Consider the following 25,056-nt stretch of genomic DNA (forward strand, 5'->3'; position numbering starts at 1 on the left):
CATTCTCCACCGCCCGCAGAGATTTCGCCGATGAAAAAGACAGTCCTTGCCTTCAGCCGCATCACCCCGGCGATGGTCGAGCGCTTGCAGCAAGATTTCAACGTGATTGTGCCGAACCCCAAGCTCGGCGACATCAGCGCCCAGTTCAACGAAGCCTTGCCAGAGGCTCATGGGCTGATCGGCGTGGGGCGCAAGCTCGGTGAAGCGCAACTGGCCACGGCCAGCAAGCTGGAAGTGGTGTCGAGCGTGTCGGTGGGTTACGACAACTACGACCTGAACTACTTCAATGCGCGTGGCATCGCCCTGACCAACACCCCGGACGTGCTGACCGAAAGCACCGCAGACCTGGGCTTCGCCCTGCTCATGGGCAGTGCCCGCCGCGTGGCCGAACTGGATGCCTGGACCAAGGCCGGGCAATGGCAGGCCACTGTCGGCCCGGCGCAGTTCGGCAGCGACGTACACTGCAAGACCCTGGGCATCGTTGGCCTGGGCAACATCGGCGCTGCGATTGCCCGACGTGGCCGTTTCGGCTTCAACATGCCGGTCATCTACAGCGGCAATTCGCGCAAGACCGCGCTGGAGCAAGAACTCGGCGCCCAGTTCCGCAGCCTCGACGCGCTGCTTGCCGAAGCGGATTTCGTCTGCCTGGTGGTGCCGCTTGGCGCGCAGACCAAGCACCTGATCAGCAGCCGCGAACTGCAATTGATGAAACCGAGTGCGTTCCTGATCAACGTGTCCCGTGGGCCGGTGGTCGACGAAGCGGCGCTGGTCGAAGCGCTGCGCAACGGCACGATTCGCGGCGCCGGGCTGGACGTGTATGAGAAAGAGCCACTGGTCGAATCGCCGCTGTTCCAGCTGCCCAATGCCCTGACCTTGCCGCATGTCGGCTCGGCGACTGCCGAAACCCGCGAGGCCATGGCCAACCGTGCCATCGACAACCTGCGCAGCGCCCTGCTCGGTGAGCGCCCGCAGGACCTGGTCAACCCGCAGGTGTGGAAGTAATCTTCGCGGGTAAACCCGCTCCTGTAGGAGCCAGGCTTGCCGGCGAACCAGGCACAGAAGTGTCCCTGATGCACCGCGTCATCGCTTTTCGCGGGCAAGCCACGCTCCTACAGGTTGAGGGGCATCCCAGACCTGTAGGAGCGTCTACCTCAAAACAACGGCAGCACCCGTCACCTTGGCCTTGGGCTTCCTGAACACCAGCACATTGCCCAGCATCACCAGCACCAGCCCGCACAGTGCCGGTGCTGTCCACTGGTAGCCTTCGGCAAACGCCGACACATTCAGCGCCACCAGCGGGAACAGGACGGTGCAATACGCTGCCCGTTCCGGCCCCATGCGCCCGACCAGGGTCAGGTACGCAGTAAAGCCGATCACCGAGCCCGGAATCACTAGGTACAACAGCGAGCCGATGTAGCGCGTGTTCCATTCCATATCAAACGGAATACCGCTGAACACGCAATACACCGCCAGCATCCCGGCTCCGTAGAGCATGCCCCAGGCGTTGGTGGTCATCGGCCGCAAGCCGGCTTTCTGCTGCAGGCTGGAGAGCATGTTGCCCGCCGAGAAGCACAGGGTGCCAAGCAGGGCCAGCGCCAGGCCGATCAAGGTTTCGCGGCTGGCCGCGTGCCCCGACAGTTCAGGCCAGAACAGCAAGCCCAGACCGCCCAGGCCCAGCGCGCCACCGCCCAGCACGTTAGCCGCTATCTTCTGCCCAAAAAACACCCGCGCATTGAGCGCATTCCACAAGGTCGCAGTCGAGAACACCACGGCGATCAAACCGCTGGGAATCCACTGGCTGGCCGTCAGAAAACACATGAAATTGACACAGAACAGGCACAGCCCCTGCGCCAGACAGATGCCGTGGCCACGCCGGTTCATCGGCTGCAAACGACGGCTGAGCAGCAGGATCGCGAACAGGATCAGCCCCGCCAGGGCAAAGCGATAGACAATCGACACCGGAATGGCGACCACGCCCAGTTGCAGTTTCAGGGCAATCCAGGTGGTGCCCCAGATCAATACAGTCAACAGGTACAACGACAGGTTCATGGCAGCACTCCTCGCATCCAGGCTTTCAGTCTGTGGCCGCCGGTGCGATGCCCGCTTGCACATTCTTGCGCTTTTGCGCGGACGGCTGCTGCCGGTACGCGCGCGCCGGAGTAGGATGGGCTTGAGAGGGAGTTCAGATGACGCCGTTGAACCAGCTGCAAGTCTTCAAATCCATGCACGACTCACCCCATGCCCGCCTGGAACACAGCGCGCATCTGGGGGACGGCCTGGCAGCAGCCCTGTGGAACAACCGCCACGACGCCCGTGACTACGAGGCCACCACCCACCACACCCTGTCCTGCTACATCGCCGACGGCACCGGCACCTTTCGCCGCGACCAGCCCGCCCGCAAAGGTTCACCCGACAAGCTGTGCATCATGCCGGCCGGCGCGCCGTCACACTGGGTGGTCAATGGTTCGATTCGCCTGGCGCACCTGTACATCAGCGAAGAACAGTTCGCCCTCGGCTGTGTGCGCCTGCTTGATCGCGAGCCCCGCGAGCTGCAACTGCAGGAAGCAACCTTTCTCGATGACCCCGAACAAGCCCGGCGTTTTCGCCAGTTGATCGCGCTGAACTGGGACGAGCCCGGTGAGCGGCTGCTGACCAGCACCCTGGCCCACGCCATTCTCGACCATGCGGTGCTCAGCCAGGTCGGCCTGCGCAAGGGCCTGCGCCTGAAGGGCGGGCTGGCCGCGCATCAGCGCCGGCAACTGAGCGAATACATCGAAAGCCACCTGGACCAGGCATTGAGCCTGGGTGAGCTGGCAGCGCTGTGCAATTTGTCCGAGTACCACTTTGCGCGGATGTTTCGCGAAAGCTTCGGCCTGCCGCCACACCAGTACCTGCTGGCCCGGCGCCTGGCCACAGCCTGCCAGTTGTTGCGCGGAAGCGACCTGGCGCTGGGCGACGTTGCACTGCATTGCGGGTTTGCCAGCGCCAGCCACTTCAGCAACCGCTTCCGCCAGGCGTTGGGCGCCACGCCCGGTGCCTACCGGGCGGCGTTCCGGCGTTAGAACTCGAGGGTGCTCGACAGGCTGACCTGGCGCGAGTCGCCAATCGACACAAAATTGCGGTTCACCGCCGAGCTGTAGTAGGTCTTGTCGAACAGGTTCTTCACGTTGAGCTGAAAGCGCACCTTGTGCTCATCCAGACGGGTTTCGTAACTGGCGAAGGCATCGGCGACGGTGTACGCCGGCAATTCGAAATCGTTGACCGGATTACCGGCACGTTCACCGACATAGCGCGCACCGCCGCCCACCCGCAGACGATCACCGCCAAGCACGCTGCCGACGTCATACACCACCGACACCGCACCACTGTGGCGCGCCACGTTCTGCAGGCGCTTGCCCTTGAGCTCCGGATCTTCGGTGACCTCGGCATCAATGAAGGCATAGTTGCCGATCAGGCTCCAGCGCTCACTGAGCTGGCCGCTCAGGTCGAGCTCGACACCGCGCGAGCGCACTTCGCCGGCATTGCTGTAGAGGGTGTCGCCACTGGCCTGGTCGAAGTTGGCGACCAGCACGTTGCGTTTGCTGATGTCGAACAGCGCCAGCGTGCCGGTCACGGCGCCCGGCAGGTCGAGCTTGGCGCCCAGCTCCCACGACTTGGCTTCTTCCGGCTCGATCGCCGAGTCCAGCACCAGCCCTCCGGTCAACGGCGCAATGCTCGAGTTGGGTTTGAACGACTCGGTGTAGCTGCCATAGAACGACAGGCTGTCGTCGACCTTGTACGCCAGCCCCAGGCGCGGCACCCAGGTCTGGCCGTTATTGTTGGTGTTGGCGGTGAACGGCCGGCCGCGTCCGGCGATCTGGTCGTACATCTGATAGCGCGCACCGGCCACCAGGATCCAGTGATCATCCAGGTGCACCGAATCCTGGAAAAACAGCGAGTCGCTGCGCAGCTTGTCGGTCTGGGCGCTGTCGCTGTCGCGCACCGTGGTGCCCTCCACTTCGCGACCGTAAATCGGGTCGAGGTAGCTGAAGGTGGTCTTGCTGCTCTGGCGGATCAGGTCGTCGCGATAAATTTTGCGGTACTCGTTGTCATAACCGAACAACACGTCATGTTGCATGCCGGCCAGTTGCAGCGTGCCTTCCAGGCTCAGGGTGACAAAACGGTCGCTGCTCAGGGCACCACGGGTGCCGTCCATGCTGCGGGTCAGGGTACCTTTGGCCGGGTTCACCGCAGTCACCCGCACCTGGCTGGCGTCGTAGGTTTCGCGATTGAAGCTGTAACCGAAGTGCGCCTTCCAGTCATCACTGAGCTGGTGGTCGACTTCCAGCCGGTACAGGTCCGAGCGCCCTTCCATGTCGTTGAACGGCTCGTCCAGGCGGCGGGTACTGGGGATATCCAGCGGATGATTGGTGCGCGGATCGATCGCCGTGCCACGGTCGAAGGGATAGAGAAACTCGCGGTGCTCATACGACAGCACAACCTGGGTGGCCTCCCCGTACCAGGCCAGCGACGGTGCAACCAGCGACTCGCGGTGCACGCCAAAATTGCGCCAGTAGTCTTCGTCTTCGTGATCCAGCACCAGCCGATAGGCAAAGCCGCTGTCGCCCAGGGCACCAGTGCTGTCGAGGCCGCCGCCACTGCCATTCTTGCCGCTGCCGTAACTGGAGCCACGCAGGTTCAGGGCGTTGTAGCCCTGTAGCTGCGGGCGCTTGCTGACCACGTTGACCACCCCGCCCGGGTCCTGAATGCCGTACAACAGCGAAGCCGGCCCCTTGAGCACCTCAACCCGCTCGGTGGTGGCGTTGAGGCTGCGGCCCTGCACCAGCGGCATACCGTCACGCATGATCGAACCGTCGCGGTTGTCACCAAAGCCACGCTTCATCACCGTGTCCTGGGTGCCACCGAAGTTATTGCCCTGGGTGATGCCACTGACGTTGGCCAGGGCGTCATCGAGGTTGCGCGGCGTCTGGTCGACCAGCACCTGGGCCGGCACCACGTTGATCGCCTGCGGGATGTCCTGGATCGCTGCCTGGCTGCGCATCACCGAACTGTTCTGCGGCGGTTGATAGCTGTAGGCGGCATCCGCCCGGGAGCTGACCTGGGTCGCATCAAGGTTCAGCACGCCCTCGCTGGCGGCAGGTTCGACGGTCAGGGTGCGGGCGTTGATGCGCCGGTACACCAGTCCCGACGTACCGAGCAGTTGCTGCAACGCCTGCTCGGCACTGAGCGTACCCCTGAGTGCCGGGGCCTGTATGGCCGGCAGCTCGATGGTGTAGATCACGCTCTGGCCGGTAACCCGGCTGAAATCGTTCAAGGCCTGCACCAAGGGTTTGCCTGGCTGGGCAAAGGTGAACTGCTGCTGTTCAGTCGCCTGGGCAATCAGCGGCAGCCCGCTGCAGGTGACCAGCATCGAGGTGCCAAGCCAGAGGGAGAAGTAGCGTGCGGCAGTAGGGGGTGCCCTGAACGTCATGACCGGTGACCTGTGAAAGAATGAGTGTATGCGAATGAATCGCACTTTCACTCACTACACGGCTGCCGCCCTGGGTTACCTCACCCCCGATTGAAAATATTTTTCAGCGGATTACCGTCACTCGCCCCAACAGGGTGTGACGGCTAAAGCCAAGCACTGCGCCCAGCGAGTCCAGCGCTGCCAACGGCTGGTCGGCAGGGAAGCTGCCGCTGACCGTACGCCTCGCCAGCGCGCCGTCGAGCAGGAGGATGCGCCCCGGGTAGTATCGGGCCAGGTCATCGATCACCACGCTCAGCGGCACCTGGTAATAGTTCAGCCAGCCCTGGCGCCAGGCCAGTTGCGCTTCGCTATCCACCGTCTTGACACTGCCCAGCTGCGTGTCGTGATAGCTCAGGCGCTGGCCGCTCTGCAGAAGCTGCTGCGCCTGCCCGGACACCGCGTTCACCCCGACCCGCCCGGACAACACCGTCACCTGGGCACCGGCCGCCTCGCGGCGCCCCTCGAACTGGGTACCCAGCACGTGCACAGCGCCTTCGCCCGCTTCGACCACGAACGGCTCACCGGTGTGGGTTACCTGGAAAAATGCTGCGCCACGGAGCACCCGCACCTGACGCTGGCCGTGGCTGAACTCAACCGCCACAGCGCTGCCAGCATCCAGGGTCATGCGCGACTGATCGGCCAGGGTAATCTGCTGCACCTGCCCCGCCGCCGTCACATGGTCGGCCTGCAGGTCTTGCAGCCAGTAGGCCGGATGCCAGCCGGCCAAGGTGCCCAGTGCCAGCACCAGGCACGCCACGGCGGCGCAAACGCCACCCCGACGCCAATAGCGGCCGGACTTTGCCTGGTCCATCGTCTGCAGGTAGTGCTGCAGCGTCTGCGCCTCTTGCCCGGCAAGGTGGCGCGCCGGGCCTTCCGTCAGCCGCCACAGGGCCTGGGCCTGGGCATAGGCCTGTGCGTGCGCGGGGTCGGCCAGCAGCCAGCGTTTGAACGCGGCGCTTTCGCCCAGGGCAGGTTGCTCGTTGATCTGGCTCAGCCAGTGCAAGGCGGCCTGTTCCTGCTCGGCAGTCGGCGTGATCGATGGGCGGGTCATGGTGCATTCCCTGGCTGGCGGGCCGCGGCCGGAGCCATGGCGATACTGGCTTTGCACGCGTCCAACGCGCGCATCATGTGTTTTTCCACCGCGCTCTGGGAAATCCCCATGGCCTTGGCTATCTCGGCATACTTGCGGCCGTGCACACGGTTGAGCAGGAAAATCTGCCGGGTGCGCTCGGGCAGCTCACGCAAGGCCGCCTCGATACACTGCAGGTCGTGGTCGACTTCGAAGGCCGTGTGCGGTTCGGCACCGTAGCAATCGTCCAGGCTCCACTGCAAGGTGTCATTGACCCGCTCGCGGGCGCCCTCGCTGCGCAGGTGGTCGATGGCAATGTTGCCGGCACAGCGCAGCAGGTAGGTATCCAGCGCCTCGACCCGCACCTGGGGACGCCGCCAGAAGCGCAGGAACAACTCCTGGATCAAATCCGAGGCCGTGGCACGACAGCCAACCCGACGGCTGACCAGGGCCTCCATGCGCGGGCGCTGGGCCAGGAACACCTGAAGAAAACGCGCACGCCCGCTGGCGCCGTCAACGTCTGCGGCCGGCTCACCCGGCCCCTCGAAAGGTTCGTTCATGCGTTTACCCGGGCAACAGCGCCAGCACCGGCCCGAGAACCAGGCTGAGTGCCGCGAGCCCCAACAGCAGGCGCGGTTGATACGGCAGCATGAATACCCACAGGGTCACGCCTCCCATCAATACCGCGACGAGCTCAACCAGGCCCATCGCCCAGCCGCTGTTGCCCACGGCAAGCCACAGCGCCACCAGCAGCAACGACCAGCCACCGACCTGCAAGGTGCGCAAGCGACGCGCCGGCGGCACACGACCGAGCAGTTCCTTGTAGTGTTTTTCCATACACAGGCACAGGCCGGCAAAGCCGGCAAATCCGAACAGGGCAACTGCAAGCATCAGCCCACCTCGCTTTCAATCAAGGTGCTGCGTGCCATTTTTGCCGGTTTCGCCGCGCGCTTGCTCACCACCGGCGTACGCCACATCTTGCCCGCCGCCCAGGCCAGGAACAGGCCACTGCCCAGCGCGGTCAGGTCGAAGCCGGCCATGGCCCAGTCGCCCGCCGGAATCGAGTGCAACAGGCCCTGGCCAGTGGTGAGCTGGTTGAGCAGCGGCAAACCGGCCCACAGCACCGCCGCCAGGCTCAACTGCTCGGCCCAGGCGCGGCGCCCGGGGCGCAGCATGGCGTGCAGCAGCGACAACACCCAAAGCAGGAAGAAGCACCTGATCTCCCAGTCGGCACGTCCCGCCAGCGCCACCGGCAACAGCCGGTTGGCCCAGAAGAACGCCGCCACGCCCAGCACCAGGCCGCTCATGCTGGCGATGTTCAGCACCTCGACCAGACGCAGTTCGAACGGCTGGGCATCACGCTTGGCATGCTTGAGCTGACGCTTGCCCAGCCACATCACCAGGCCCGTGCCGATCACCGCCGTGCCAGCCAGGCCAAAGAAGAAATACAACCAGCGCAGCCAGGGGCCGGCAAACTCACCCATGTGCAAACCGTACATGCCGCCAGAGATCAGCATCGGCGTCGCCTCAAGGCTGCTTTGCGCCTGCAGCGTGCCGTTGACGCCATCGAACAGCCAGCCACCACCGCGCTGGTGGGCAATCCGCTCGCCGGCATGGCGGCTGAAGCGTACGCGGGCATTCTGGTCACCCGGGTTCTGCACTTCGATCCAGCCGACACGGCTGCCCGGTGATTGCCCCTGCACCTGGGCATAGAGCACCGGCAATGGCATCAGCGGCGCGCTCACACCGGCCGCGCTGACCTCGGCAGGCGCAGCGAACAGATCATTGAAAAAGCCCCGGGTGTCGTTGCCGTAGCTGGCGATGATGCTCGCCGGCATGACCATCGCCATGAATATCACCAGGCTGCTGTAGCTGATCATCAGGTGAAACGGCAGCACCAGCACACCAATCGCGTTGTGGCCGTCGAGCCAGGAGCGCTGGCCCTTGCCGGGGCGAAAGGTAAAGAACTCCTTGAAGATTTTCTTGTGGGTGATGATCCCGGTCACCAGCCCCACCAGCATGATGAAGGCGGCAAACGTGGTCAGCCAGCGTCCCCACGGGTGGGGCATTTCCAGCTGAAAGTGAAACCGGTAGAAGAACTCGCCGCCGCGTGTGTCCCGGGCCTGGATTTCGGCACCGCTGGCGGGGGCGAGGGTCTTGTCGACGAAATCCCTTCGCCCGCCACCGGGTGCACGCCAGCTGACACTCAGCCCGGGCTCGCGGGCATCCGGCAGGCGAATGAACCAGCTTGCCGCCTGCGGGGCATGCAGTTGCAGGTAATCCTGCGCCAGGGCCAGGCTCGCCGGCGCATCCAGCGCACGCACCGGGACTTCGGGCTGGGCCCAGTGGCTGATCTCTTCCTTGAAGTAGGACAGGGTCCCGGTCAGGAAAATCGCGAACAGCAACCAGCCGAAGATCAGCCCGGTCCAGGTGTGCAGCCAGGCCATCGCCTGGCGAAAACCCTCTTTCATCAGTTGCCTGCCCAGTAAGCCAGGCCGTTGATCGCCCCCAGCACCAGGCTCGGCAGCAGCACACCCCACCAGGCATGCCAGGCGCTGCGGCAGGCAAAGCACCAGAGAAACGCCACCAGGTAGAAGAGGAACGACAGCATCATGCCGCTGATTACCGCCTCGGCTTTGGGCATGGGCGCCAGCAAGGTCACGCAGACACTGGCCATGGCCGCCAACACATAGCCGCCCAACACTGCTGCCAGGCAACGCGATGTCACGGCCAGGCGATAACTCACGGGCAGTGCGGCGACTTTAAGGTTCATGGCGTCCATCCATATCGAAGAGACGCCAATAATAATGATTAATATTCTCATAAGCAAAGTTCAGAGTGCTGGCCCGAGTCGACATGACCTCCAGTCACCAAACGTTTGCTGATCGCTTAAAAAAAAAACTACAATGCGAACAATTCTTATTCTGTTGCGCATTGTGGCGCCGGAGTGTTCACGGTGCCCAGCGCCCCTTCTTCCTCGCTTGAAGGCCTTTACCACGCCCATCACAACTGGCTCACCAGCTGGTTGCGACAACGCCTGGGCTGCCCGGACAACGCCGCCGACCTGGCCCACGACACCTTCATGCGCCTGCTGCAGGCGCGGGAAACGCCGGTGCTCAACGAACCACGGGCGTTCCTCACCACTGTCGCCAAGCGGGTGCTGTTCAACCATTACCGGCGTCAGGATGTCGAGCGCGCCTACTACCAGGCGCTGGCCCAGTTACCCGAAGCACTGGCGCCTTCGGAAGAACACCGGGCAATCATCTTCGAAACCCTGCTGGAACTGGACCGCCTGCTCGACGGCCTGGCACCACGGGTCAAGCGCGCTTTCCTGATGGCCCAGGTCGACGGCCTGAGCTATGGCGAAATCGCTGCGCAACTGAACATCTCGCTGGCCACTGTCAAACGCGACCTGAACAAGGCGGCCATGCGCTGTTACTTCGCCCTGTGAACACCTCCCACGCGGAATTTTCCCCGCAGGTGGCCGAGCAGGCCGTGCACTGGCTGATCGAACTGCAAGGTGGCGCACTCGACCCGCGCCAGCAGCAGGCCATGCAACAGTGGCTGCAGGCCCACGAAGAGCACCGCCGCGCCTGGGAGCATATTCAGCGGGTCAACCAGCGCTTGCGGGGCCTGTCCTCGCCGCTGGCCCATGCAGCCTTGCAGGCGCCGCGTTCGGCCAGCCGCCGTCGGGCACTCAAGACCTTGCTGATTCTGGGGGTTGGCGGCGCGGCCGGTTTGACCCTGCAACAGCACAACCCGGTACCGGGCCTGCTCGCCGACTATCGCAGCCCGGTGGGCGAACGCCGCCGCCAGCAACTCGATGATGGCAGCCAGCTGCACCTGAACACCCGCAGCGCCGTTGATGTCCGCTTTGACAGCCAGCAACGGCTGATACGCCTGCTGGACGGTGAAATCCAGCTGAGCGTTGCCGAGGATGCCCGTCCGCTGCACCTGCTCACCGACTTTGGCTTGCTGCAGCTGGGCACAGGCCGCTACAACCTGCGCCAGTTCGAGCGCTACAGCCAGCTCGGGATCTACCAGGGCACCGCCCAGCTCGCCGGCAACCCGCTGGCGGCAGGCTATCAGGCGCGCTTCAATAGCCCGCAGTGGCAGGCCCGGCAAGCGCTCGACAGCAATGCCGGGGCCTGGGTCGACGGCATGCTGGTCGCCTCGCACAGGCGCCTTGACGACTTTCTTGCCGACCTCGGCCGCTACCGCCGTGGCCAGCTCAATTGCGCCCCCGAGGTGGCCGGCCTGCTGATCTCCGGCAGTTATCCACTGGCCGACAGCGAGCGCATTCTCGACCTGCTGGAGATTGCCCTGCCCGTGCGGGTGCGGCGCTTTACCCGCTACTGGGTCACGGTCGAAGCCAGGGCCTGAGTTTTTTTCAAATCTTCTGAGCCGATATTTCATCTCGCGTGACAGAGAAGGCAGAACCCTTTGCGTTGACCTTCTCAAGGACCCCTTGCATGCCCCTTCGCCCGAGTCCACTTGCCCAGTCCCTTCGTGCCGTGCTGTTTGGTGCCGGCCTGAGCTTCGCCGCCGTGCCGGCCCACGCCGACGACAGTGTTGCGCGCAGCTACCAGATCGCACCGATGTCGCTGGAAGCCGCCCTGAACCAGTTCGGTCGCGAGAGCGGTGTGTTGATTTCGTTTGGCTCTCAGGTTACCCAAGGCCTGCAGAGCCCGGGCTTGCACGGCCAGTACAGCGCGCAGCAAGCCCTCGACATTCTGCTTCAAGGCAGCGGCTTGCAAGCCCGTGCTGAAGGCGACAACGCCTACAGCCTGCAACCGGCGACGCCTGCCACTGCGCCGGTAGAGCTGGGCGTGTCGTCGGTGGTCGGTGACTGGCTGGGCGCGGCCCAGCAGGACAATGTGTTCGAACACGCCGGTGCCCGCGATGTGGTGCGCCGTGAAGAATTCGAGCGCAGTGGTGCCACCACCGCCCGTGAAGTCCTCAACCGCATTCCTGGCGTCAACGCCCCGGAAAACAACGGCACCGGCAGCCACGACATGGCGCTGAACTTCGGCATTCGCGGGCTCAACCCGCGCCTGGCATCGCGCTCGACGGTGCTGATGGACGGCATTCCGGTGCCTTTCGCCCCGTACGGCCAGCCGCAGCTGTCGTTTGCGCCCATCAGCATGGGCAACATGGATGCCGTGGATGTCGTGCGCGGCGGTGGTGCCGTGCGCTACGGCCCGCAAAACGTCGGCGGTATCGTCAACTTCGTGACCCGGGCGATTCCCGACGAGCCTACAGTCAAGGCCGGTTTCCAGACCCAGACCAGCCCGTCCTCCAGCCATGACGGTTTCAAGACCAGCGCCAACCTGCTGGCCGGCGGCACCAACGACAACGGCCTGGGCGGCGCCCTGCTCTACTCCGGCACCCGCGGTGGCGACTGGCGCGAGCACAGCGACACGCAGATCGACGACCTGATCCTCAAAGGCAAACTGCAGCTCGACGAAGCCAACAGCCTGCACGCCATGGCCCAGTACTACGAAGGCGAAGCACAGATGCCCGGTGGCCTGAGCGTTGCCGACTACGATGCCGACCCGTACCAGTCGACCCGCTTGCAGGACAAGTTCTGGGGCCGCCGGACCATGTTCAATCTCGGTTACGACTACAAGGAAGATGCCCGCCAGTTCAGCGTCAACAGCTTCTTCACCAAGACCCTGCGCAGCGGCTACCTGGACCAGGGCAACTTTATCTCGCTGTCACCCCGCGAATACTGGGTGCGCGGCATCGAAACCCGCCTGTCGCAGGGCTTTGCCATGGGCGAAAGCTGGCATGAAGTCGGGGTGGGCTACCGCTACATCAACGAGGCCAGCCACGAACTGCGCTACCGCGAACCGCTCAGCGCCGACCAGTTGCCCACCACCGCCAGCCGCAAAGACCGCGACACCCGTGGCAGCACCGACGCCCATGCGATTTTCCTCGATGACCGCATCGACATCGGCCAGTGGACCATCACACCGGGCATCCGCTACGAGATGATCGACTCGGAGCAGACCAACAAGATCAACGGCGTGCGCTACCAGGGCGACTACAACACCGCGTTGCCGGCCCTGAACGTCATGTACCACCTGACCGACAGCTGGAACCTGTATGCCAACACCGAAGGCTCCTTCGGCAGCGTGCAGTACAGCCAGATGCCCAACCGGGTCAGCAGCGGCGAAGTCAAACCGGAAAAGGCGCGTACCTGGGAACTGGGCACGCGCTACGACGATGGCCTGCTGCAGGCCGAAATCGGTGCGTTCCTGATCAACTTCGACAACCAGTACGAAAGCAACCAGACCAATGATTCGGTGATTGCCCGCGGCGAAACCCGTCACCAGGGCATCGAGACCAGCGTCAAGTACGCCCTCGAAGGTTTGAACCCTGCGCTGGCCGGTTTCGACGTTTACGCAACCTACGCCTTTGTTGACGCTAAAATCCGCGAAGACGGGCCGAACAAGGGCAATCGCGTGCCCTTCTCCTCGCGCCACAAAGGCACCTTGGGGGTTGGTTACACCGAGGGCCCGTGGCAGCTCAACCTGGACAGCACCTACCAGAGCGACCAGTTCGCCGACAACGCCAACACCACCCGCGAAAGCGCCGACGGCAGCACCGGCCGCATCCCTGGCTACATGCTGTTCAGCAGCCGTGCCGCCTATGATTTCGGCCCGCAGCTGTCCAACCTGAACGTCGCCGTCGGGGTGAAAAACCTCTTCAATCACCAGTACTACACCCGCTCGTTTGACGACAACAACAAGGGCAAGTACGTGGGTGAACCTCGTACGGTATACCTGCAGACCTCGGTCGCGTTCTGATCCAGCGCATGCAAAAGCCCGGCCGCCGCCGGGCTTTTTGCTACAAGATATTTTTCTTCTTCAAGGGGTTGAAATGTTGCGCCAAGTGCCTGACCTTGTAGTCAAGAGGCGATGAGTTCCACCGGCCGCAACGGCCCCATCGATTCTCTTGCGAGCTAGCTGAATAAGGGATTGAACTATGCAAATCCAAGTCAATAGCGACAACCATATTCAAGGCAACATTCGACTGGAAGAGTGGGTCCGCAGCACACTGGAAAGCACGCTCGAACGATTTGAAGAAGACCTCACCCGCGTTGAGGTCCACCTGCGCGACGAGAACGGCGACAAGCCCGGTCCGCATGACAAACGCTGCCAGATGGAGGCACGCCCAAAAGGCCATCAACCGATTTCCGTGAGCCATAAATCCGCATCGCTCGACCAGGCTGTCGAAGGTGCCGCAATCAAGCTCAACCATGCCCTGGAGCACTTCTACGGCAAACTGCGCAGCAAACGCGCCGTCGCTCAGCAAAGCGTCGACGGCGCCCAGAATGACGGTCTGCTGCAGGAAGAGTTCCTGGAGAACGAGCAAGCTCGCAGCATCAGCTGATAAAAAATAAGCAGAACGCAGACGGTAAAAAGGCGAGCCCAGTGGGCTCGCCTTTTTTTGTAGCTGTACATTCCTGGTGCTGCGACAAGGAGCCAGCCAGCACATGCGCTCGACATCAGTCCTCCCCACAACAGCCATTGAGCAGTCCTGCTGAACCAACCCACCCTCACCCGGTCAATCACTGCATGTCTTTCGCAGGTGAAGCCCCATGATCAATCCTTTCGAGCAGATCAACGACGCTTTCGCACCGCACTATCGCGTCAACCTGAGCATCGAGCGACTGGACGGCAGCATCATGCTGACCCTGTCCAACGAACAAGGGGTGGTGGCCAAGCGGCTGATCAGCCCGGCCCAGCGCAACGACCCCAAACGCCTGCAACATCTGATCGAAAGCGTCCAGTTCGGCATCGCCATCGAGCAGGGCCACAACGCCATGGAAGTGCTAGCCGCCATGCAGGCTACTTCGACTCTTCGATCTCTTTGCCGCTCGCATCGATAGCTTTGGTCGACGGGTATTGGTACGAGGCATAGCGCACCACCAGAATGGCAAATGCCAGCAGCAAGATGCCGCCGCACACATACAGCAGGCCGACATCCGGCGCCTTGTGGTGCGAGACGTCGCCGATCAGCAAACGGGTCAGTGCCGTGATCGCGACATAGAGCAGGAAGCGGATCGGCATGTGGTTGGTCTTGAAGTAGATCCCGACCATGGCCCCGAGCTCGAGGTAGATGAACAGCAACAGGATGTCATCGACGCTGACACCGCCCTTGCTGAGCATGTCGATGAAGGTCGCTACCGCCGCATAGGCGGTGATCGCACCAATCCCGAACAACGCCAGATAGTGAAACGCTTCGACGCAAAGGTTGCCCAGCGAGTCGGCTGAGCCATGCAGGCCTTTGCGCAGTTTGTCAGCCCAATTGATGTTCACGATTTCGGTTTCCTTGATACGGCGAGAAGGATGATGCGGCACGCACATGACGCTTTATCTGCATGCAGTAAAAAGGCCAGGCACCCTGTTTGAGAAGGCGACCAAATGCCGCAAGGCACAGCCATTGCTGGCTGTGCCTTGTCCGTTCACGCGCAGGTGGGAAAAACCGGGTTATTCCAGGGCGCTGGCCGGGCCGAAAAACTCGTAGCGGCTCTGCTGTTCAGGCACACCCAGGCCCTTGAGCTGGCGCTTGATGCTGGCCATGAAGCCTTTGGGGCCCAGGAAGTAGGCATCCAGGTCACGGTCTTGTGGCAGCCACTGGCCCAACTGGTCGGCCGTCAACAGGCCCAGGGCATCACCAGGCTCACTCACGCCGTCGTCTTCGGCGTAGCAGTAGAAGCGCTTGAGTTGCGGATGACGCGCAGCCAGTTCATCCACCCAGTCTCGGAAGGCGTGCACCGCACCGTTGCGTGCGCAGTGGATAAAGTGCACCAGACGACCGCTGTCGAGGGCGGCTTCGAGCATTGGCAGGGTCGGGGTAATGCCCACGCCGCCACTGATCAGCACCAGCGGCTTGTCGCTGGCACTCAAGGTGAATTCACCCGATGGCGGGAACAGGTTGATCGTGTCGCCTTCCTTCATCTGCTCGTGCAGGTAGTTGGAGACCTTGCCGCCGTCTTCGCGTTTGACGCTGATGCGGTACTGGCCGGCATTGCTCAGGGCCGACAGGGAATAGTTGCGGCGCTGCTCCTGCTCATCGATGAACAGTTGCAAACCGATGTACTGGCCCGGCTCGGCCTTGAGAATCGCGCCGCCATCCACCGGGGCAAAGTAGAAGGAAACGATCTCGCTGCTTTCCTCGACGCGCTTGACCAGAGTGAACTGACGCGCACCGCGCCAGCCACCCGGGGCCGCCGCCTTCTGTGCATAGATGTCGCCTTCGGCGCCGATCAGGATATCGGCCAGTTGCTGGTACGCCGCGCCCCAGGCTGCAATCACTTCGGGGGTAGCGATTTCCTTGCCCAGCACCTCTTCGATGGCGCGCAGCAGGCAGCTACCGACGATCGGGTAATGTTCCGGAAGGATCTGCAAGGCCACATGCTTGTTGATGATCTGACCGACCAGGCCACCCAGCTGTTCGAGCTGGTCAATGTGCCGGGCATACATCAGCACGCCGTTGGCCAGAGCCCGTGGCTGGTCGCCGCTGGCCTGGTGGGCCTGGTTGAACAGCGGACGCACTTCGGGGTACTCGCTGAGCATCATCTTGTAGAAGTGGGTGGTCAGCGCTTCACCGCCGCTTTCCAGCAGAGGGACGGTGGCTTTGACGATTGCACGATCCTGGGCATTGAGCATGTATGACTCCTGAGCCTGTGGCTGCTTTATGAATGCAGTTGTTATTTCAGGTTTCGTGCCAACTATTAAATCTTTATAAATCAACAGCTTATAAATTAATTAGTCAAAAAGACCACAAGAGGAATATAGTCATTAAGACCAACAGGAGTCTTTATGACCGCAAAATCCCTGCTCACCGCCTTGCTGCCGCTGGTCAGCGACCTGTCCCGCGACCTGCCCGAGCGCGAACGCTACCGTCGCCTGCTCGAAGCCATGCGCGCCCTGCTGCCCTGCGACGCCGCCGCGCTGCTGCGCCTGGACGGTGAATGGCTGGTGCCGCTGGCCGTCGACGGCCTGAGCACCGACACCCTGGGCCGACGCTTCAAGGTCAGCGAGCACCCGCGCTTCGAGGCAATCCTCAGCAGCAGCGAACCGACCCGCTTTGCCAGCGACAGCGAACTGCCCGACCCCTACGACGGGTTGGTCGAGGGCTTGCACCAGCACCTGGAAGTCCACGACTGCATGGGCTGCCCGCTGTTTGTCGATGAGCAGCCCTGGGGCCTGCTGACCCTCGATGCCCTGGACCCGGAGCAATTCCAACAGGTCGAACTCGATGCCTTGCAGGCCTTTGCCAGCCTCGCGGCCGCCACAGTGAATGTCGCTGAGCGCATCGAACGCCTGGCCCTGCGCGCCAAAGATGAACACGAACGGGCCGAGGTCTACCGCCAGGCCAGCGGCCAGCAACACAAAGAGCTGATCGGTCAGAGTAAAGCCCACAAGCGCCTGCTGGAGGAAATCCAGCTGGTGGGCAGCAGCGACCTGACCGTGCTGATCACCGGCGAAACCGGGGTCGGCAAGGAGCTGGTCGCGCAAGCAATCCATCAAGCCTCCAGCCGTGCCCAGCAACCCTTGATCAGCCTCAACTGCGCGGCCCTGCCCGACACGCTGGTGGAGAGCGAGCTTTTCGGCCATGTGCGTGGCGCCTTTACCGGTGCCGTTGGCGAGCGTCGGGGCAAGTTCGAGCTGGCCAACGGCGGCACGCTGTTTCTCGACGAGGTCGGCGAGTTGTCGCTGACGGTCCAGGCCAAGCTGTTGCGCGTGCTGCAGAGCGGTCAGCTGCAACGCCTGGGTTCCGACCAGGAGCACCGCGTCGACGTGCGCCTGATTGCCGCGACCAACCGCGACCTGGCCGAAGAAGTGCGCGCCGGCCGCTACCGCGCCGACTTCTATCATCGCCTGAGCGTGTACCCGCTGTGGGTCCCGCCGCTGCGCGAACGCGGTCGCGATGTGCTGTTGCTTAGCGGCTACTTTCTCGAACAGAACCGCTCGCGCATGGGCCTGGGCAGCCTGCGCCTGAGTGCAGAAGCCCAGGCCGCCCTGCTGGCCTACGACTGGCCGGGCAACGTGCGTGAGCTGGAGCACCTGATCGGGCGCTCGGCGCTCAAGGCCTTGGGGCAACACCGCCAGCGCCCGAAGATCCTCACCCTGGATGCCCACGACCTCGACCTGCGTCCCGTCGAACCAGCGCCCGGGCAGCAAGCCGCCTTGCCGCCCGCTGCCACGTCGCTGCCCAGCGGCGACTTGCGCCAGGCCCTGGACGACTATCAGCGCCAACTGATCCAGGCCAGCCTCGAGCGCAATGAGCACAACTGGGCCAGCACCGCCCGCGAGCTGGGCCTGGACCGGGCCAACCTCAGTCGCCTGGCCAAACGCCTGGGGCTACGCTGATTTGCCTGAGTGATTAAAGCCTGGGGCTGTCGGGTCGATAACCCGGCATCTCCCCATTCAATCTGTCCTGAAGGTGCCTATGGCCTCGCACAATGCCCGCGCCGACTCGCTGTCGCTGCTGCTGTTCACCCTGCGCAGCGGCAAGCTGATGGCCATTAACCTGCTCAAGGTCAGTGAAATCATCCCGTGCCCGCCGCTGACCAAACTGCCGGAGTCGCACCCGCACGTCAAAGGCGTGGCCACCCTGCGCGGCAATTCGCTGTCGGTCATCGACCTGTCGCGCGCCATTGGCGAGCGGCCGCTTGAAGACCCGCTGGGCGGCTGCCTGATCGTTACCGACATCAGCCGCTCCAAGCAGGGCCTGCATGTGCAGGCGGTAAGCAAAATCGTTCACTGCCTGAGCACCGACATCAAGCCGCCGCCGTTCGGCTCGGGCAACAAGTCGTTCATCACCGGCGTCACCCGCGTCGACAACACCCTGGTGCAGGTGCTGGACATCGAAAAGGTCATCCATGGCATCGCACCGCCAGCGCATGAGCCGATCATCAGCGAATTGAACCCGGACGACGCCGCGGTCCTGGCCGCCACCAACATCCTCGTCGTCGATGACAGCCAGGTGGCCCTGCAGCAGTCGGTGCATACCCTGCGCAGCCTCGGCATCGAATGCCACACCGCGCGCAGCGCCAAGGATGCGATCAACACCCTGCTGGACCTGCAAGGCACCGATCAGGAAATCAACGTGGTGGTCTCGGACATCGAAATGTCCGAGATGGACGGCTTTGCCTTCACCCGTACCCTGCGCGAAACGCCGGATTTCAAGCACCTCTACGTACTGCTGCATACCTCGCTGGACAGTGCGATGAACAGCGAAAAAGCCCGCCTGGCGGGTGCCAACGCGGTGCTCACCAAGTTCTCCTCGCCAGAACTCACCGACTGCCTGATCGTGGCGGCGCGGGCTGTGGCCTACAGCGAAAGCTGAGCCCGCCAGTTCAGTGACAGCGCCGCCAGAACTCGGCGGCGAGGCGGCGCAGGTCTTCGGCCAGCGCCGCGACATCGCTGGCACTGAGGTGACTCTGCTGGCCGACCTGCACCGTGGACTCACTGGCCTGGCGAATGCTGATGATGTTGCGGTTGATGCTCTCGCTGACCTGACTCTGCTGCTCCACCGCGGCCGCGATCTGCACGCTCATCTCGCTGATCTGGTTGACCCGCAGGCTGATACCGTCCAGCGCACTGGCGGCGCGCAGCGCCTGCTCGACACTGTGCCCGGCATGCTCGCTGCTTTGCTGCATCACCTGCACCGCGTCGCGCGCACCGTTCTGCAATACGCTGATCATGCGCTGAATCTCGTGGGTCGACTGCGCCGTGCGCTGGGCCAGGCCGCGTACCTCATCGGCCACCACGGCAAAGCCACGGCCCTGGTCACCGGCCCGGGCCGCCTCGATGGCGGCATTGAGCGCCAGCAGGTTGGTCTGCTCGGCAATCGCGCGGATCACCTCGACCACCCCGGTGATCTCGCTGCTGTGATGCTGCAGGGTGTGGATAACTTCCGTGGCGGTCCCCAGCGAGCTGGCCAGCTCCTGAATCGCACTGCGGTTGAGATCGACCAGCTGATGCCCGGCTCGGGTTTCGCCTTCGGCCTGATCAGCGGCCTGTGACGCTTGCTGGGCATTGCTGGCGACCTGGGCGACGCTGGCAGTCATCTGGTTGATTGCCGTAGCGATCTGGTCCGCTTCGCCCTGCTGCTCAAGGTTGCTGCTGTGGCTGCTTTGCAGCGACTGCGCCAGCGACCCGCTGTGCCCGGCCAGGCGCCTTGAGGTGTCGCCGATGCGCCCGACCACCGCGCCGAGCTGGCCTTTGAGCATGCGCAGGGCGAAGTCGATCTGGCCGATGCCATCGCGCCGGCCTGTGTAAAGGTGCTGGCTCAACGGATTGTCGGCAATACTTTTTGCTTCGGCACACAAGCGCCGAAAGGGTCTGAGCACGGCCATGATCACCACCGCGCTCAAGCCACTGGCGAGCAGCAATTCGATGACTTCTGGCCAAGGTAGCAATGGTGCGAGCAACCGGCTCAGGGCCAACGCCAGCACCACCCCCAAGGTCACACCGGCCCAGAGTTGCGTGCCCAGGCCAAACACAGGCAGACGCTGCCACCACGGCGTTTTGCCGCTGCGCAGCTGTGCATAACAACGCTCGGCCGCCTCGATCTGATCGACCGACGGCTTGGTCCTGACCGACTGGTACTCCACCGTTTGCCCCTGGCTGGCAATCGGTGAAACGAACGCGCTGACCCAATAGTGATCGCCATTTTTGCAGCGGTTCTTCACCAGCCCCATCCACGACCGGCCACTTTTGAGGGTCTGCCACATTTGCGCGAATGCCTGCGACGGCATATCCGGATGGCGCACGATATGGTGCGCGCTGCCCATCAGTTCTTCACGGCTGAACCCGCTGACCGTGACAAAATCATCATTGGCGTAGGTGATCGTGCTGGAAAGGTCAGTGGTGGAAAGGATGTTGGCGTCACCGGGATAATCCACATTGCGACCGGTCACAGGCATATTGCTCTTCATCGGAGGCACTCGTTGTTATTGGGGAGAATCGGCAGGGCATACGATGCTAGTGGCAAATTGACCTGATTCATTGATCCAGCGCAGGATATTGGCAATTTGCCAGTAGCCGACTCCGGTGCAGTCCACTGCCCTTCACACCCACCCGGCAACCTGTCAGCGCTGTCAGTTAGGCGTCACGTTGCTGACCCGGTCGGGCCGCTATAACTGACTTAAACTCACGCTCCTTTTCTGTCGGCGGTGTCCAGCACCTATGCGTATCCCCACCCGTTCCCTCGTGATCTGCGCTGTTCTCCTGGCCCTGGCAGGCACTGCCGCGTGGCTGTTCGAGCGCTCGGGCGAAGAAAAAACCGTGCACCTCAGTGCCATCCCGATCCGCGTCGTCGCCGTCAAGCAACAAGACGTGCCGCGCTTTGCCAGCGCCATCGGGTCGGTGCTGTCGCTGCACAGCGTGGTGATCCGCCCGCAAGTCGAAGGCGTACTGACGCAGCTGCTGGTCAAGGAAGGCCAGTGGGTGAAAGAAGGTGACCTGCTGGCAACCATCGACGACCGCGCCATCCGCGCCAGCCTTGAGCAGGCCAAGGCCCAGCTCGGCCAGAGCCAGGCGCAACTGGGTGTGGCGGGCGTCGACCTCAAGCGCTACCGGGAGCTGAGTATCGACAACGGCGTATCGCGCCAGACCCTCGACCAGCAACAGGCGCTGTTCAACCAGTTGCAAGCCACGGTGCAGGGCAACCAGGCGGCCATTGCAGCTGCCCAGGTGCAGTTGTCCTATACCCGGATTCTGTCGCCGGTGACCGGCCGGGTCGGCATTCGCAATGTCGATGAAGGCAACTTCCTGCGCGTGGCCGACACCCAGGGGCTGTTCAGCGTTACCCAGATCGACCCGATCGGCGTCGAGTTTTCCTTGCCGCAAAACATGCTGCCAACCTTGCAGGGCCTGCTCAAGGCACAGCCGGCTGCGGTGGTGCAGGCCTACCTGGAAGGTGACGGCGACAGCGGCGGCACCTTGCTCGCCGAAGGCCACCTGACCCTGATCGACAACCAGGTCGCGGCCAACACCGGCACCATCCGGGTCAAGGCCGAGTTCGCCAACCCCGGTGCGCGCCTGTGGCCGGGCCAATTGGTAACCCTGAAGCTGCAGACCGCCCTCGACCAGCAGGCGCTGGTAGTCCCACCGCAAGTTGTGCAACGCGGCATCGACGGCCATTACGTTTACCGCCTGGTCGGCGACAAGGTCGAGAGCGTGCCGGTCAAGGTGCTGTACCAGGACAGCGCGCTGAACATCGTTGCCGGTGTAAGCAAGGACGACAAGCTGGTCTCCGACGGCCAGTCGCGGCTCAAGCCCGGTGCCACGGTGGAAGTCGCTGCCGAAACCGCCGCGCCTGAAGACGTTGCCGACCGCCAGGTGCAGCCATGAACGCGCGCGGCTCGATCTCGGCCTGGTGCATCGACCGCCCGGTTGCCACCCTGCTGCTGACCTTCGCCCTGGTGCTGCTCGGCGTTATCGCCTTTCCGCGCCTGCCGGTGGCGCCGCTTCCCGAAGCCGATTTCCCGACCATTCAGGTGACCGCGCAATTGCCCGGTGCCAGCCCAGAGACCATGGCCTCCTCGGTGGCGACCCCCTTGGAGGTGCAGTTCAGCGCCATCCCCGGCATGACCCAGATGACCTCGAGCAGTGCCCTGGGCTCGACCAACCTGATCTTGCAGTTCACCCTGGAAAAAAGCATCGACACCGCCGCCCAGGAAGTCCAGGCGGCGATCAACACCGCCACCGCCCGCCTGCCCCAGGACATGCCCAGCCCACCGACCTGGCGCAAGGTCAACCCGGCCGACAGCCCGGTGCTGATCCTTACCGTCAGTTCGGCACAGATGCCCGCCAACGAACTGAGTGACTACGCCGAAACCCTGCTGGCCCGGCAATTGAGCCAGATCGAAGGCGTCGGCCTGATCAACATTACCGGCCAGTTGCGCCCGGCCATCCGCGTGCAGGCGCAGCCAGAAAAACTTGCCGCCCTGGGCCTGACCCTGGCCGACCTGCGCCAGTCGATCCAGCAAACCAGCCTGAACCTGGCTAAAGGCGCTTTGTATGGCGAGAACAGCGTCTCGACCCTGGCGACCAACGACCAACTGTTTCATCCCGACGAGTATGCGCAACTGATCGTCTCTTACCGCGACGGCGCCCCCGTGCACCTGAAGGATGTCGCCAAGGTCATCTATGGCGCCGAGAACGCTTATGTCAAAGCCTGGTCCGGCGAGCAACAGGGCTTGAACCTGGTGATCTTCCGCCAGCCCGGGGCCAATATCGTCGACACCGTCGACCAGGTCATGGAAGCCTTACCGCGTCTGGAGCAGATGCTTCCGGCTTCGGTCGAGGTGTCGGTACTCAACGATCGCACGCAAACCATCCGCGCCTCGCTGCACGAGGTCGAGATCACCCTGATGATCGCCGTCATCCTGGTGATCGGGGTGATGGCGCTGTTCCTGCGCCAGTGGTCGGCGACGCTGATTGTTTCGGCGGTGCTGGGGGTGTCGCTGGTCGCCAGCTTTGCCCTGATGTACCTGTTCGGCTTCAGCCTCAACAACCTCACCCTGGTGGCCATCGTCATTGCCGTGGGCTTTGTGGTCGACGACGCGATCGTGGTGGTGGAGAACATTCACCGCCACCTGGAAGCGGGCGACGGCAAGCGCGAGGCCGCGATCAAGGGCGCCGGGGAAATCGGCTTTACCGTGGTCTCGATCAGCTTTTCGCTGGTGGCCGCGTTCATTCCGTTGTTGTTCATGGGCGGTGTTGTCGGCCGCCTGTTCAAGGAGTTCGCCCTTACCGCGACCTCGACCATCCTGATTTCGGTGGTGGTCTCGCTGACCCTGGCGCCGACCCTCTGCGCGTTGTTCATGGACCGCCCGGTACACGGCGACGCGCATAAGGTGACCTTCGGCGAGCACTTGCTGGCCGGCTACGAACGCGTGTTGGTCAAGGCCCTGGCGCATCAGCGGATGATGATGGGGATCTTCGGCGTCACCCTGGCACTGGCCGTGGTCGGCTACGTGGCGATCCCCAAAGGGTTCTTTCCGGTGCAGGACACCGGTTTCATCCTCGGCACCTCGGAAGGCGCGGCCGACATCTCCTACCCGGACATGATCAAAAAGCACCAGGCGCTGGCCAAGGTCATCGAGGCCGATCCGGCGGTCAAGGCGTTCTCCCACGCGGTGGGCGTCACCGGCAGCAACCAGACCATCGCCAACGGCCGGTTCTGGATCACCCTCAAGGACCGCGCCGACCGCGATGTCTCGGCCAGCGAGTTCATCGATCGACTGCGCCCGAAACTGGCCAAGGTACCGGGCGTGGTCCTCTACCTGCGTGCCGGGCAAGACATCAACCTGAGTTCCGGCCCCAGCCGCAGCCAGTACCAGTACGTGCTCAAGAGTAACGATGGTGCGGCGCTTAACCTGTGGACCCAACGCCTGACCGAACGCCTGAAGGCCAACCCGGCGTTTCGCGACCTGTCCAACGACCTGCAGCTGGGCGCCAGCGTCACCCGCATCGAGATCGACCGCAAGGCGGCCGCACGCTTCGGCCTGACCACCAACGATGTCGACCAGGCGCTCTACGATGCCTTCGGCCAGCGCCAGATCAGCGAGTTCCAGACCGAGACCAACCAGTACAAGGTGATCCTCGAACTCGACGCCCGCCAGCGTGGCAAGGCCGAAAGCCTCAACTATTTCTACCTGCGCTCGCCGCTGAGTGGCGAGATGGTGCCGCTGTCGGTACTGGCCCACGTCGCGCCGCCCAGCACCGGGCCGCTGTCGATCAGCCACGACGGCCTGTTCCCGGCGGCCAACCTGTCGTTCAACCTGGCTTCGGGCGTGGCCCTGGGCGATGCCGTGCAGATCCTCGAACGCACCCAGCGCGAACTGGGCATGCCCGACTCGATCATCGGCAACTTCCAGGGCGCAGCCCAGGCCTTCCAGAGCTCGCTGTCGAGCCAGCCGTGGCTGATCCTCGCCGCGCTGGTGGCGGTGTACATCATCCTCGGCGTGCTCTACGAGAGCTTCGTCCATCCGCTGACCATCATCTCCACGCTGCCCTCGGCCGGGCTTGGCGCCCTGGCGCTGCTGTGGCTGACCGGCCAGGACTTCAGCATCATGGGCCTGATCGGCATCGTGCTGTTGATCGGTATCGTCAAGAAAAACGGCATCCTGCTCATCGACTTCGCCCTCGATGCCCAGCGCACCCAGGGCATGAGCCCCGAGCAGGCGATCCACCAGGCCTGCCTGACGCGTTTCCGGCCGATCATGATGACCACCCTCGCCGCGTTGCTGGGCGCCGTGCCGTTGATGTTCGGGATGGGCGCGGGGGCCGAGCTGCGCCAGCCCCTGGGTATTGCCGTGGTCGGTGGCCTGCTGGTCAGCCAGGCGCTGACACTGTTCACCACGCCGATCATATACTTGGCCCTGGAGCGCTTGTTCCATCGGCGCCAGGCATCGCAACGCGTGGCGCAGTCCCCTGCCAGTTGAGAG

General features: G+C 63.5%; 20 protein-coding genes and 2 pseudogenes. 11 read left to right on the forward strand and 11 right to left on the reverse strand.

All coding sequences use genetic code 11. The features are described from left to right. Positions 1–30: 30 nt before the first annotated feature. Positions 31–1,002, forward strand: a complete 972-nt coding sequence (locus I5S59_RS09395; protein WP_197876343.1) for a 2-hydroxyacid dehydrogenase — start codon at positions 31–33, stop codon at positions 1,000–1,002. Positions 1,003–1,146: 144 nt separating this feature from the next. Here the strand turns inward: I5S59_RS09395 and I5S59_RS09400 are convergent, their stop codons facing one another. Beyond that, the gene (locus tag I5S59_RS09400) at positions 1,147–2,049 is read right to left on the reverse strand and encodes a DMT family transporter (RefSeq protein ID WP_197876344.1); all 903 of its coding nucleotides are present in this window, start codon (positions 2,047–2,049) and stop codon (positions 1,147–1,149) included. A 137-nt stretch (positions 2,050–2,186) separates the two neighbouring features. Here I5S59_RS09400 and I5S59_RS09405 point away from each other — a divergent pair, with 137 nt between their 5' ends. Continuing rightward, on the forward strand, positions 2,187–3,062 hold the full coding sequence (locus I5S59_RS09405) for a helix-turn-helix domain-containing protein (protein ID WP_197876345.1): 876 nt from the start codon (positions 2,187–2,189) through the stop codon (positions 3,060–3,062). On the opposite strand, the gene I5S59_RS09410 is transcribed toward I5S59_RS09405, so the two are convergent. From I5S59_RS09410 to I5S59_RS09435, 6 genes are all read right to left on the reverse strand, one after another. Then, positions 3,059–5,470, reverse strand: coding sequence for a TonB-dependent receptor (locus tag I5S59_RS09410; protein WP_197876346.1), 2,412 nt, complete (start codon positions 5,468–5,470; stop codon positions 3,059–3,061). The genes I5S59_RS09405 and I5S59_RS09410 overlap by 4 nt on opposite strands. Before the next feature lie 103 nt (positions 5,471–5,573). Continuing rightward, positions 5,574–6,560, reverse strand: a complete 987-nt coding sequence (locus I5S59_RS09415; RefSeq protein WP_197876347.1) for a FecR family protein — start codon at positions 6,558–6,560, stop codon at positions 5,574–5,576. Continuing rightward, entirely contained in the window at positions 6,557–7,138 is a 582-nt protein-coding gene (locus I5S59_RS09420; RefSeq protein ID WP_197876348.1) for an RNA polymerase sigma factor, read from the reverse strand. Before I5S59_RS09420 ends, I5S59_RS09415 begins: the two co-directional genes overlap by 4 nt. A gap of 4 nt (positions 7,139–7,142) precedes the next feature. After that, positions 7,143–7,469 carry a DUF3325 domain-containing protein gene (locus I5S59_RS09425; RefSeq protein WP_197876349.1) on the reverse strand — a complete coding sequence of 109 codons (327 nt, stop codon included), beginning with the start codon at positions 7,467–7,469 and terminating at the stop codon, positions 7,143–7,145. Beyond that, positions 7,469–9,049, reverse strand: a complete 1,581-nt coding sequence (locus tag I5S59_RS09430) for a PepSY-associated TM helix domain-containing protein (RefSeq protein ID WP_197876350.1) — start codon at positions 9,047–9,049, stop codon at positions 7,469–7,471. The genes I5S59_RS09425 and I5S59_RS09430 overlap by 1 nt, the downstream gene beginning before the upstream one ends. After that, positions 9,049–9,351, reverse strand: coding sequence for a DUF3649 domain-containing protein (locus tag I5S59_RS09435; RefSeq protein WP_197876351.1), 303 nt, complete (start codon positions 9,349–9,351; stop codon positions 9,049–9,051). The genes I5S59_RS09430 and I5S59_RS09435 overlap by 1 nt, the downstream gene beginning before the upstream one ends. Before the next feature lie 183 nt (positions 9,352–9,534). On the opposite strand from I5S59_RS09435, the gene I5S59_RS09440 reads away from it, so the two are divergent. From I5S59_RS09440 to I5S59_RS09460, 5 genes are all read left to right on the forward strand, one after another. Then, positions 9,535–10,029, forward strand: a complete 495-nt coding sequence (locus I5S59_RS09440; protein WP_197876352.1) for a sigma-70 family RNA polymerase sigma factor — start codon at positions 9,535–9,537, stop codon at positions 10,027–10,029. Next, positions 10,026–10,961, forward strand: a complete 936-nt coding sequence (locus I5S59_RS09445) for a DUF4880 domain-containing protein (RefSeq protein WP_197876353.1) — start codon at positions 10,026–10,028, stop codon at positions 10,959–10,961. The genes I5S59_RS09440 and I5S59_RS09445 overlap by 4 nt, the downstream gene beginning before the upstream one ends. A gap of 89 nt (positions 10,962–11,050) precedes the next feature. After that, positions 11,051–13,390 (forward strand): TonB-dependent Fe(3+) dicitrate receptor FecA, encoded by a 2,340-nt coding sequence (fecA, locus tag I5S59_RS09450; RefSeq protein WP_197876354.1) that lies wholly within the window; start codon positions 11,051–11,053, stop codon positions 13,388–13,390. Positions 13,391–13,568: 178 nt separating this feature from the next. Next, complete coding sequence (locus I5S59_RS09455) at positions 13,569–13,976, forward strand: HPF/RaiA family ribosome-associated protein (RefSeq protein WP_128323815.1); 408 nt, start codon at positions 13,569–13,571, stop codon at positions 13,974–13,976. A 208-nt stretch (positions 13,977–14,184) separates the two neighbouring features. Beyond that, entirely contained in the window at positions 14,185–14,475 is a 291-nt protein-coding gene (locus I5S59_RS09460) for a DUF3509 domain-containing protein (protein ID WP_197876355.1), read from the forward strand. Here the strand turns inward: I5S59_RS09460 and I5S59_RS09465 are convergent. Together I5S59_RS09465 and hmpA are read right to left on the reverse strand one after the other, a co-directional pair. Continuing rightward, positions 14,435–14,905, reverse strand: coding sequence for a phosphate-starvation-inducible protein PsiE (locus tag I5S59_RS09465; protein ID WP_197876356.1), 471 nt, complete (start codon positions 14,903–14,905; stop codon positions 14,435–14,437). The genes I5S59_RS09460 and I5S59_RS09465 overlap by 41 nt on opposite strands. Before the next feature lie 171 nt (positions 14,906–15,076). After that, complete coding sequence (gene hmpA, locus I5S59_RS09470; protein WP_128323810.1) at positions 15,077–16,258, reverse strand: NO-inducible flavohemoprotein; 1,182 nt, start codon at positions 16,256–16,258, stop codon at positions 15,077–15,079. A gap of 153 nt (positions 16,259–16,411) precedes the next feature. Between hmpA and norR the strand changes: the two genes are divergently transcribed. Together norR and I5S59_RS09480 are read left to right on the forward strand one after the other, a co-directional pair. Then, entirely contained in the window at positions 16,412–17,965 is a 1,554-nt protein-coding gene (norR, locus tag I5S59_RS09475) for a nitric oxide reductase transcriptional regulator NorR (protein WP_197876357.1), read from the forward strand. A gap of 79 nt (positions 17,966–18,044) precedes the next feature. After that, positions 18,045–18,944, forward strand: a complete 900-nt coding sequence (locus tag I5S59_RS09480) for a chemotaxis protein (protein ID WP_197876358.1) — start codon at positions 18,045–18,047, stop codon at positions 18,942–18,944. A gap of 10 nt (positions 18,945–18,954) precedes the next feature. Here I5S59_RS09480 and I5S59_RS26715 read toward each other — a convergent pair. After that, positions 18,955–19,950: pseudogene (locus tag I5S59_RS26715) on the reverse strand (methyl-accepting chemotaxis protein); the annotation flags it as partial. 306 nt (positions 19,951–20,256) lie between these two features. Further along, positions 20,257–20,538: pseudogene (locus I5S59_RS26720) on the reverse strand (PAS domain-containing protein); the annotation flags it as partial. Positions 20,539–20,788: 250 nt separating this feature from the next. On the opposite strand from I5S59_RS26720, the gene I5S59_RS09490 reads away from it, so the two are divergent. Together I5S59_RS09490 and I5S59_RS09495 are read left to right on the forward strand one after the other, a co-directional pair. Continuing rightward, a complete protein-coding gene (locus tag I5S59_RS09490; protein WP_197876360.1) occupies positions 20,789–21,955 on the forward strand; it encodes an efflux RND transporter periplasmic adaptor subunit in 1,167 nt (388 codons plus the stop codon). Further along, positions 21,952–25,053: a multidrug efflux RND transporter permease subunit gene (locus I5S59_RS09495; protein ID WP_197876361.1), complete on the forward strand. Its 3,102-nt coding sequence runs from the start codon at positions 21,952–21,954 to the stop codon at positions 25,051–25,053. The genes I5S59_RS09490 and I5S59_RS09495 overlap by 4 nt, the downstream gene beginning before the upstream one ends. The last annotated feature ends 3 nt before the right edge of the window (positions 25,054–25,056 follow it).

This window comes from Pseudomonas alkylphenolica (assembly GCF_016009175.1).
Classification (GTDB): domain Bacteria; phylum Pseudomonadota; class Gammaproteobacteria; order Pseudomonadales; family Pseudomonadaceae; genus Aquipseudomonas; species Aquipseudomonas alkylphenolica_B.

Excerpts from the sequence above, each read along its gene's own strand:
- I5S59_RS09410 (WP_197876346.1), bottom strand. The coding sequence starts at position 5,470 with ATGACGTTCAGGGCACCCCCTACTGCCGCACGCTACTTCTCCCTCTGG.
- I5S59_RS09400 (WP_197876344.1), bottom strand. The coding sequence starts at position 2,049 with ATGAACCTGTCGTTGTACCTGTTGACTGTATTGATCTGGGGCACCACC.
- I5S59_RS09490 (WP_197876360.1), top strand. The coding sequence starts at position 20,789 with ATGCGTATCCCCACCCGTTCCCTCGTGATCTGCGCTGTTCTCCTGGCC.
- I5S59_RS09495 (WP_197876361.1), top strand. The coding sequence starts at position 21,952 with ATGAACGCGCGCGGCTCGATCTCGGCCTGGTGCATCGACCGCCCGGTT.
- I5S59_RS09415 (WP_197876347.1), bottom strand. The coding sequence starts at position 6,560 with ATGACCCGCCCATCGATCACGCCGACTGCCGAGCAGGAACAGGCCGCC.
- I5S59_RS09420 (WP_197876348.1), bottom strand. The coding sequence starts at position 7,138 with ATGAACGAACCTTTCGAGGGGCCGGGTGAGCCGGCCGCAGACGTTGAC.
- I5S59_RS09460 (WP_197876355.1), top strand. The coding sequence starts at position 14,185 with ATGATCAATCCTTTCGAGCAGATCAACGACGCTTTCGCACCGCACTAT.
- I5S59_RS09455 (WP_128323815.1), top strand. The coding sequence starts at position 13,569 with ATGCAAATCCAAGTCAATAGCGACAACCATATTCAAGGCAACATTCGA.
- I5S59_RS09395 (WP_197876343.1), top strand. The coding sequence starts at position 31 with ATGAAAAAGACAGTCCTTGCCTTCAGCCGCATCACCCCGGCGATGGTC.
- I5S59_RS09425 (WP_197876349.1), bottom strand. The coding sequence starts at position 7,469 with ATGCTTGCAGTTGCCCTGTTCGGATTTGCCGGCTTTGCCGGCCTGTGC.
- I5S59_RS09405 (WP_197876345.1), top strand. The coding sequence starts at position 2,187 with ATGACGCCGTTGAACCAGCTGCAAGTCTTCAAATCCATGCACGACTCA.
- hmpA (WP_128323810.1), bottom strand. The coding sequence starts at position 16,258 with ATGCTCAATGCCCAGGATCGTGCAATCGTCAAAGCCACCGTCCCTCTG.
- I5S59_RS09435 (WP_197876351.1), bottom strand. The coding sequence starts at position 9,351 with ATGAACCTTAAAGTCGCCGCACTGCCCGTGAGTTATCGCCTGGCCGTG.
- I5S59_RS09430 (WP_197876350.1), bottom strand. The coding sequence starts at position 9,049 with ATGAAAGAGGGTTTTCGCCAGGCGATGGCCTGGCTGCACACCTGGACC.
- fecA (WP_197876354.1), top strand. The coding sequence starts at position 11,051 with ATGCCCCTTCGCCCGAGTCCACTTGCCCAGTCCCTTCGTGCCGTGCTG.
- norR (WP_197876357.1), top strand. The coding sequence starts at position 16,412 with ATGACCGCAAAATCCCTGCTCACCGCCTTGCTGCCGCTGGTCAGCGAC.
- I5S59_RS09480 (WP_197876358.1), top strand. The coding sequence starts at position 18,045 with ATGGCCTCGCACAATGCCCGCGCCGACTCGCTGTCGCTGCTGCTGTTC.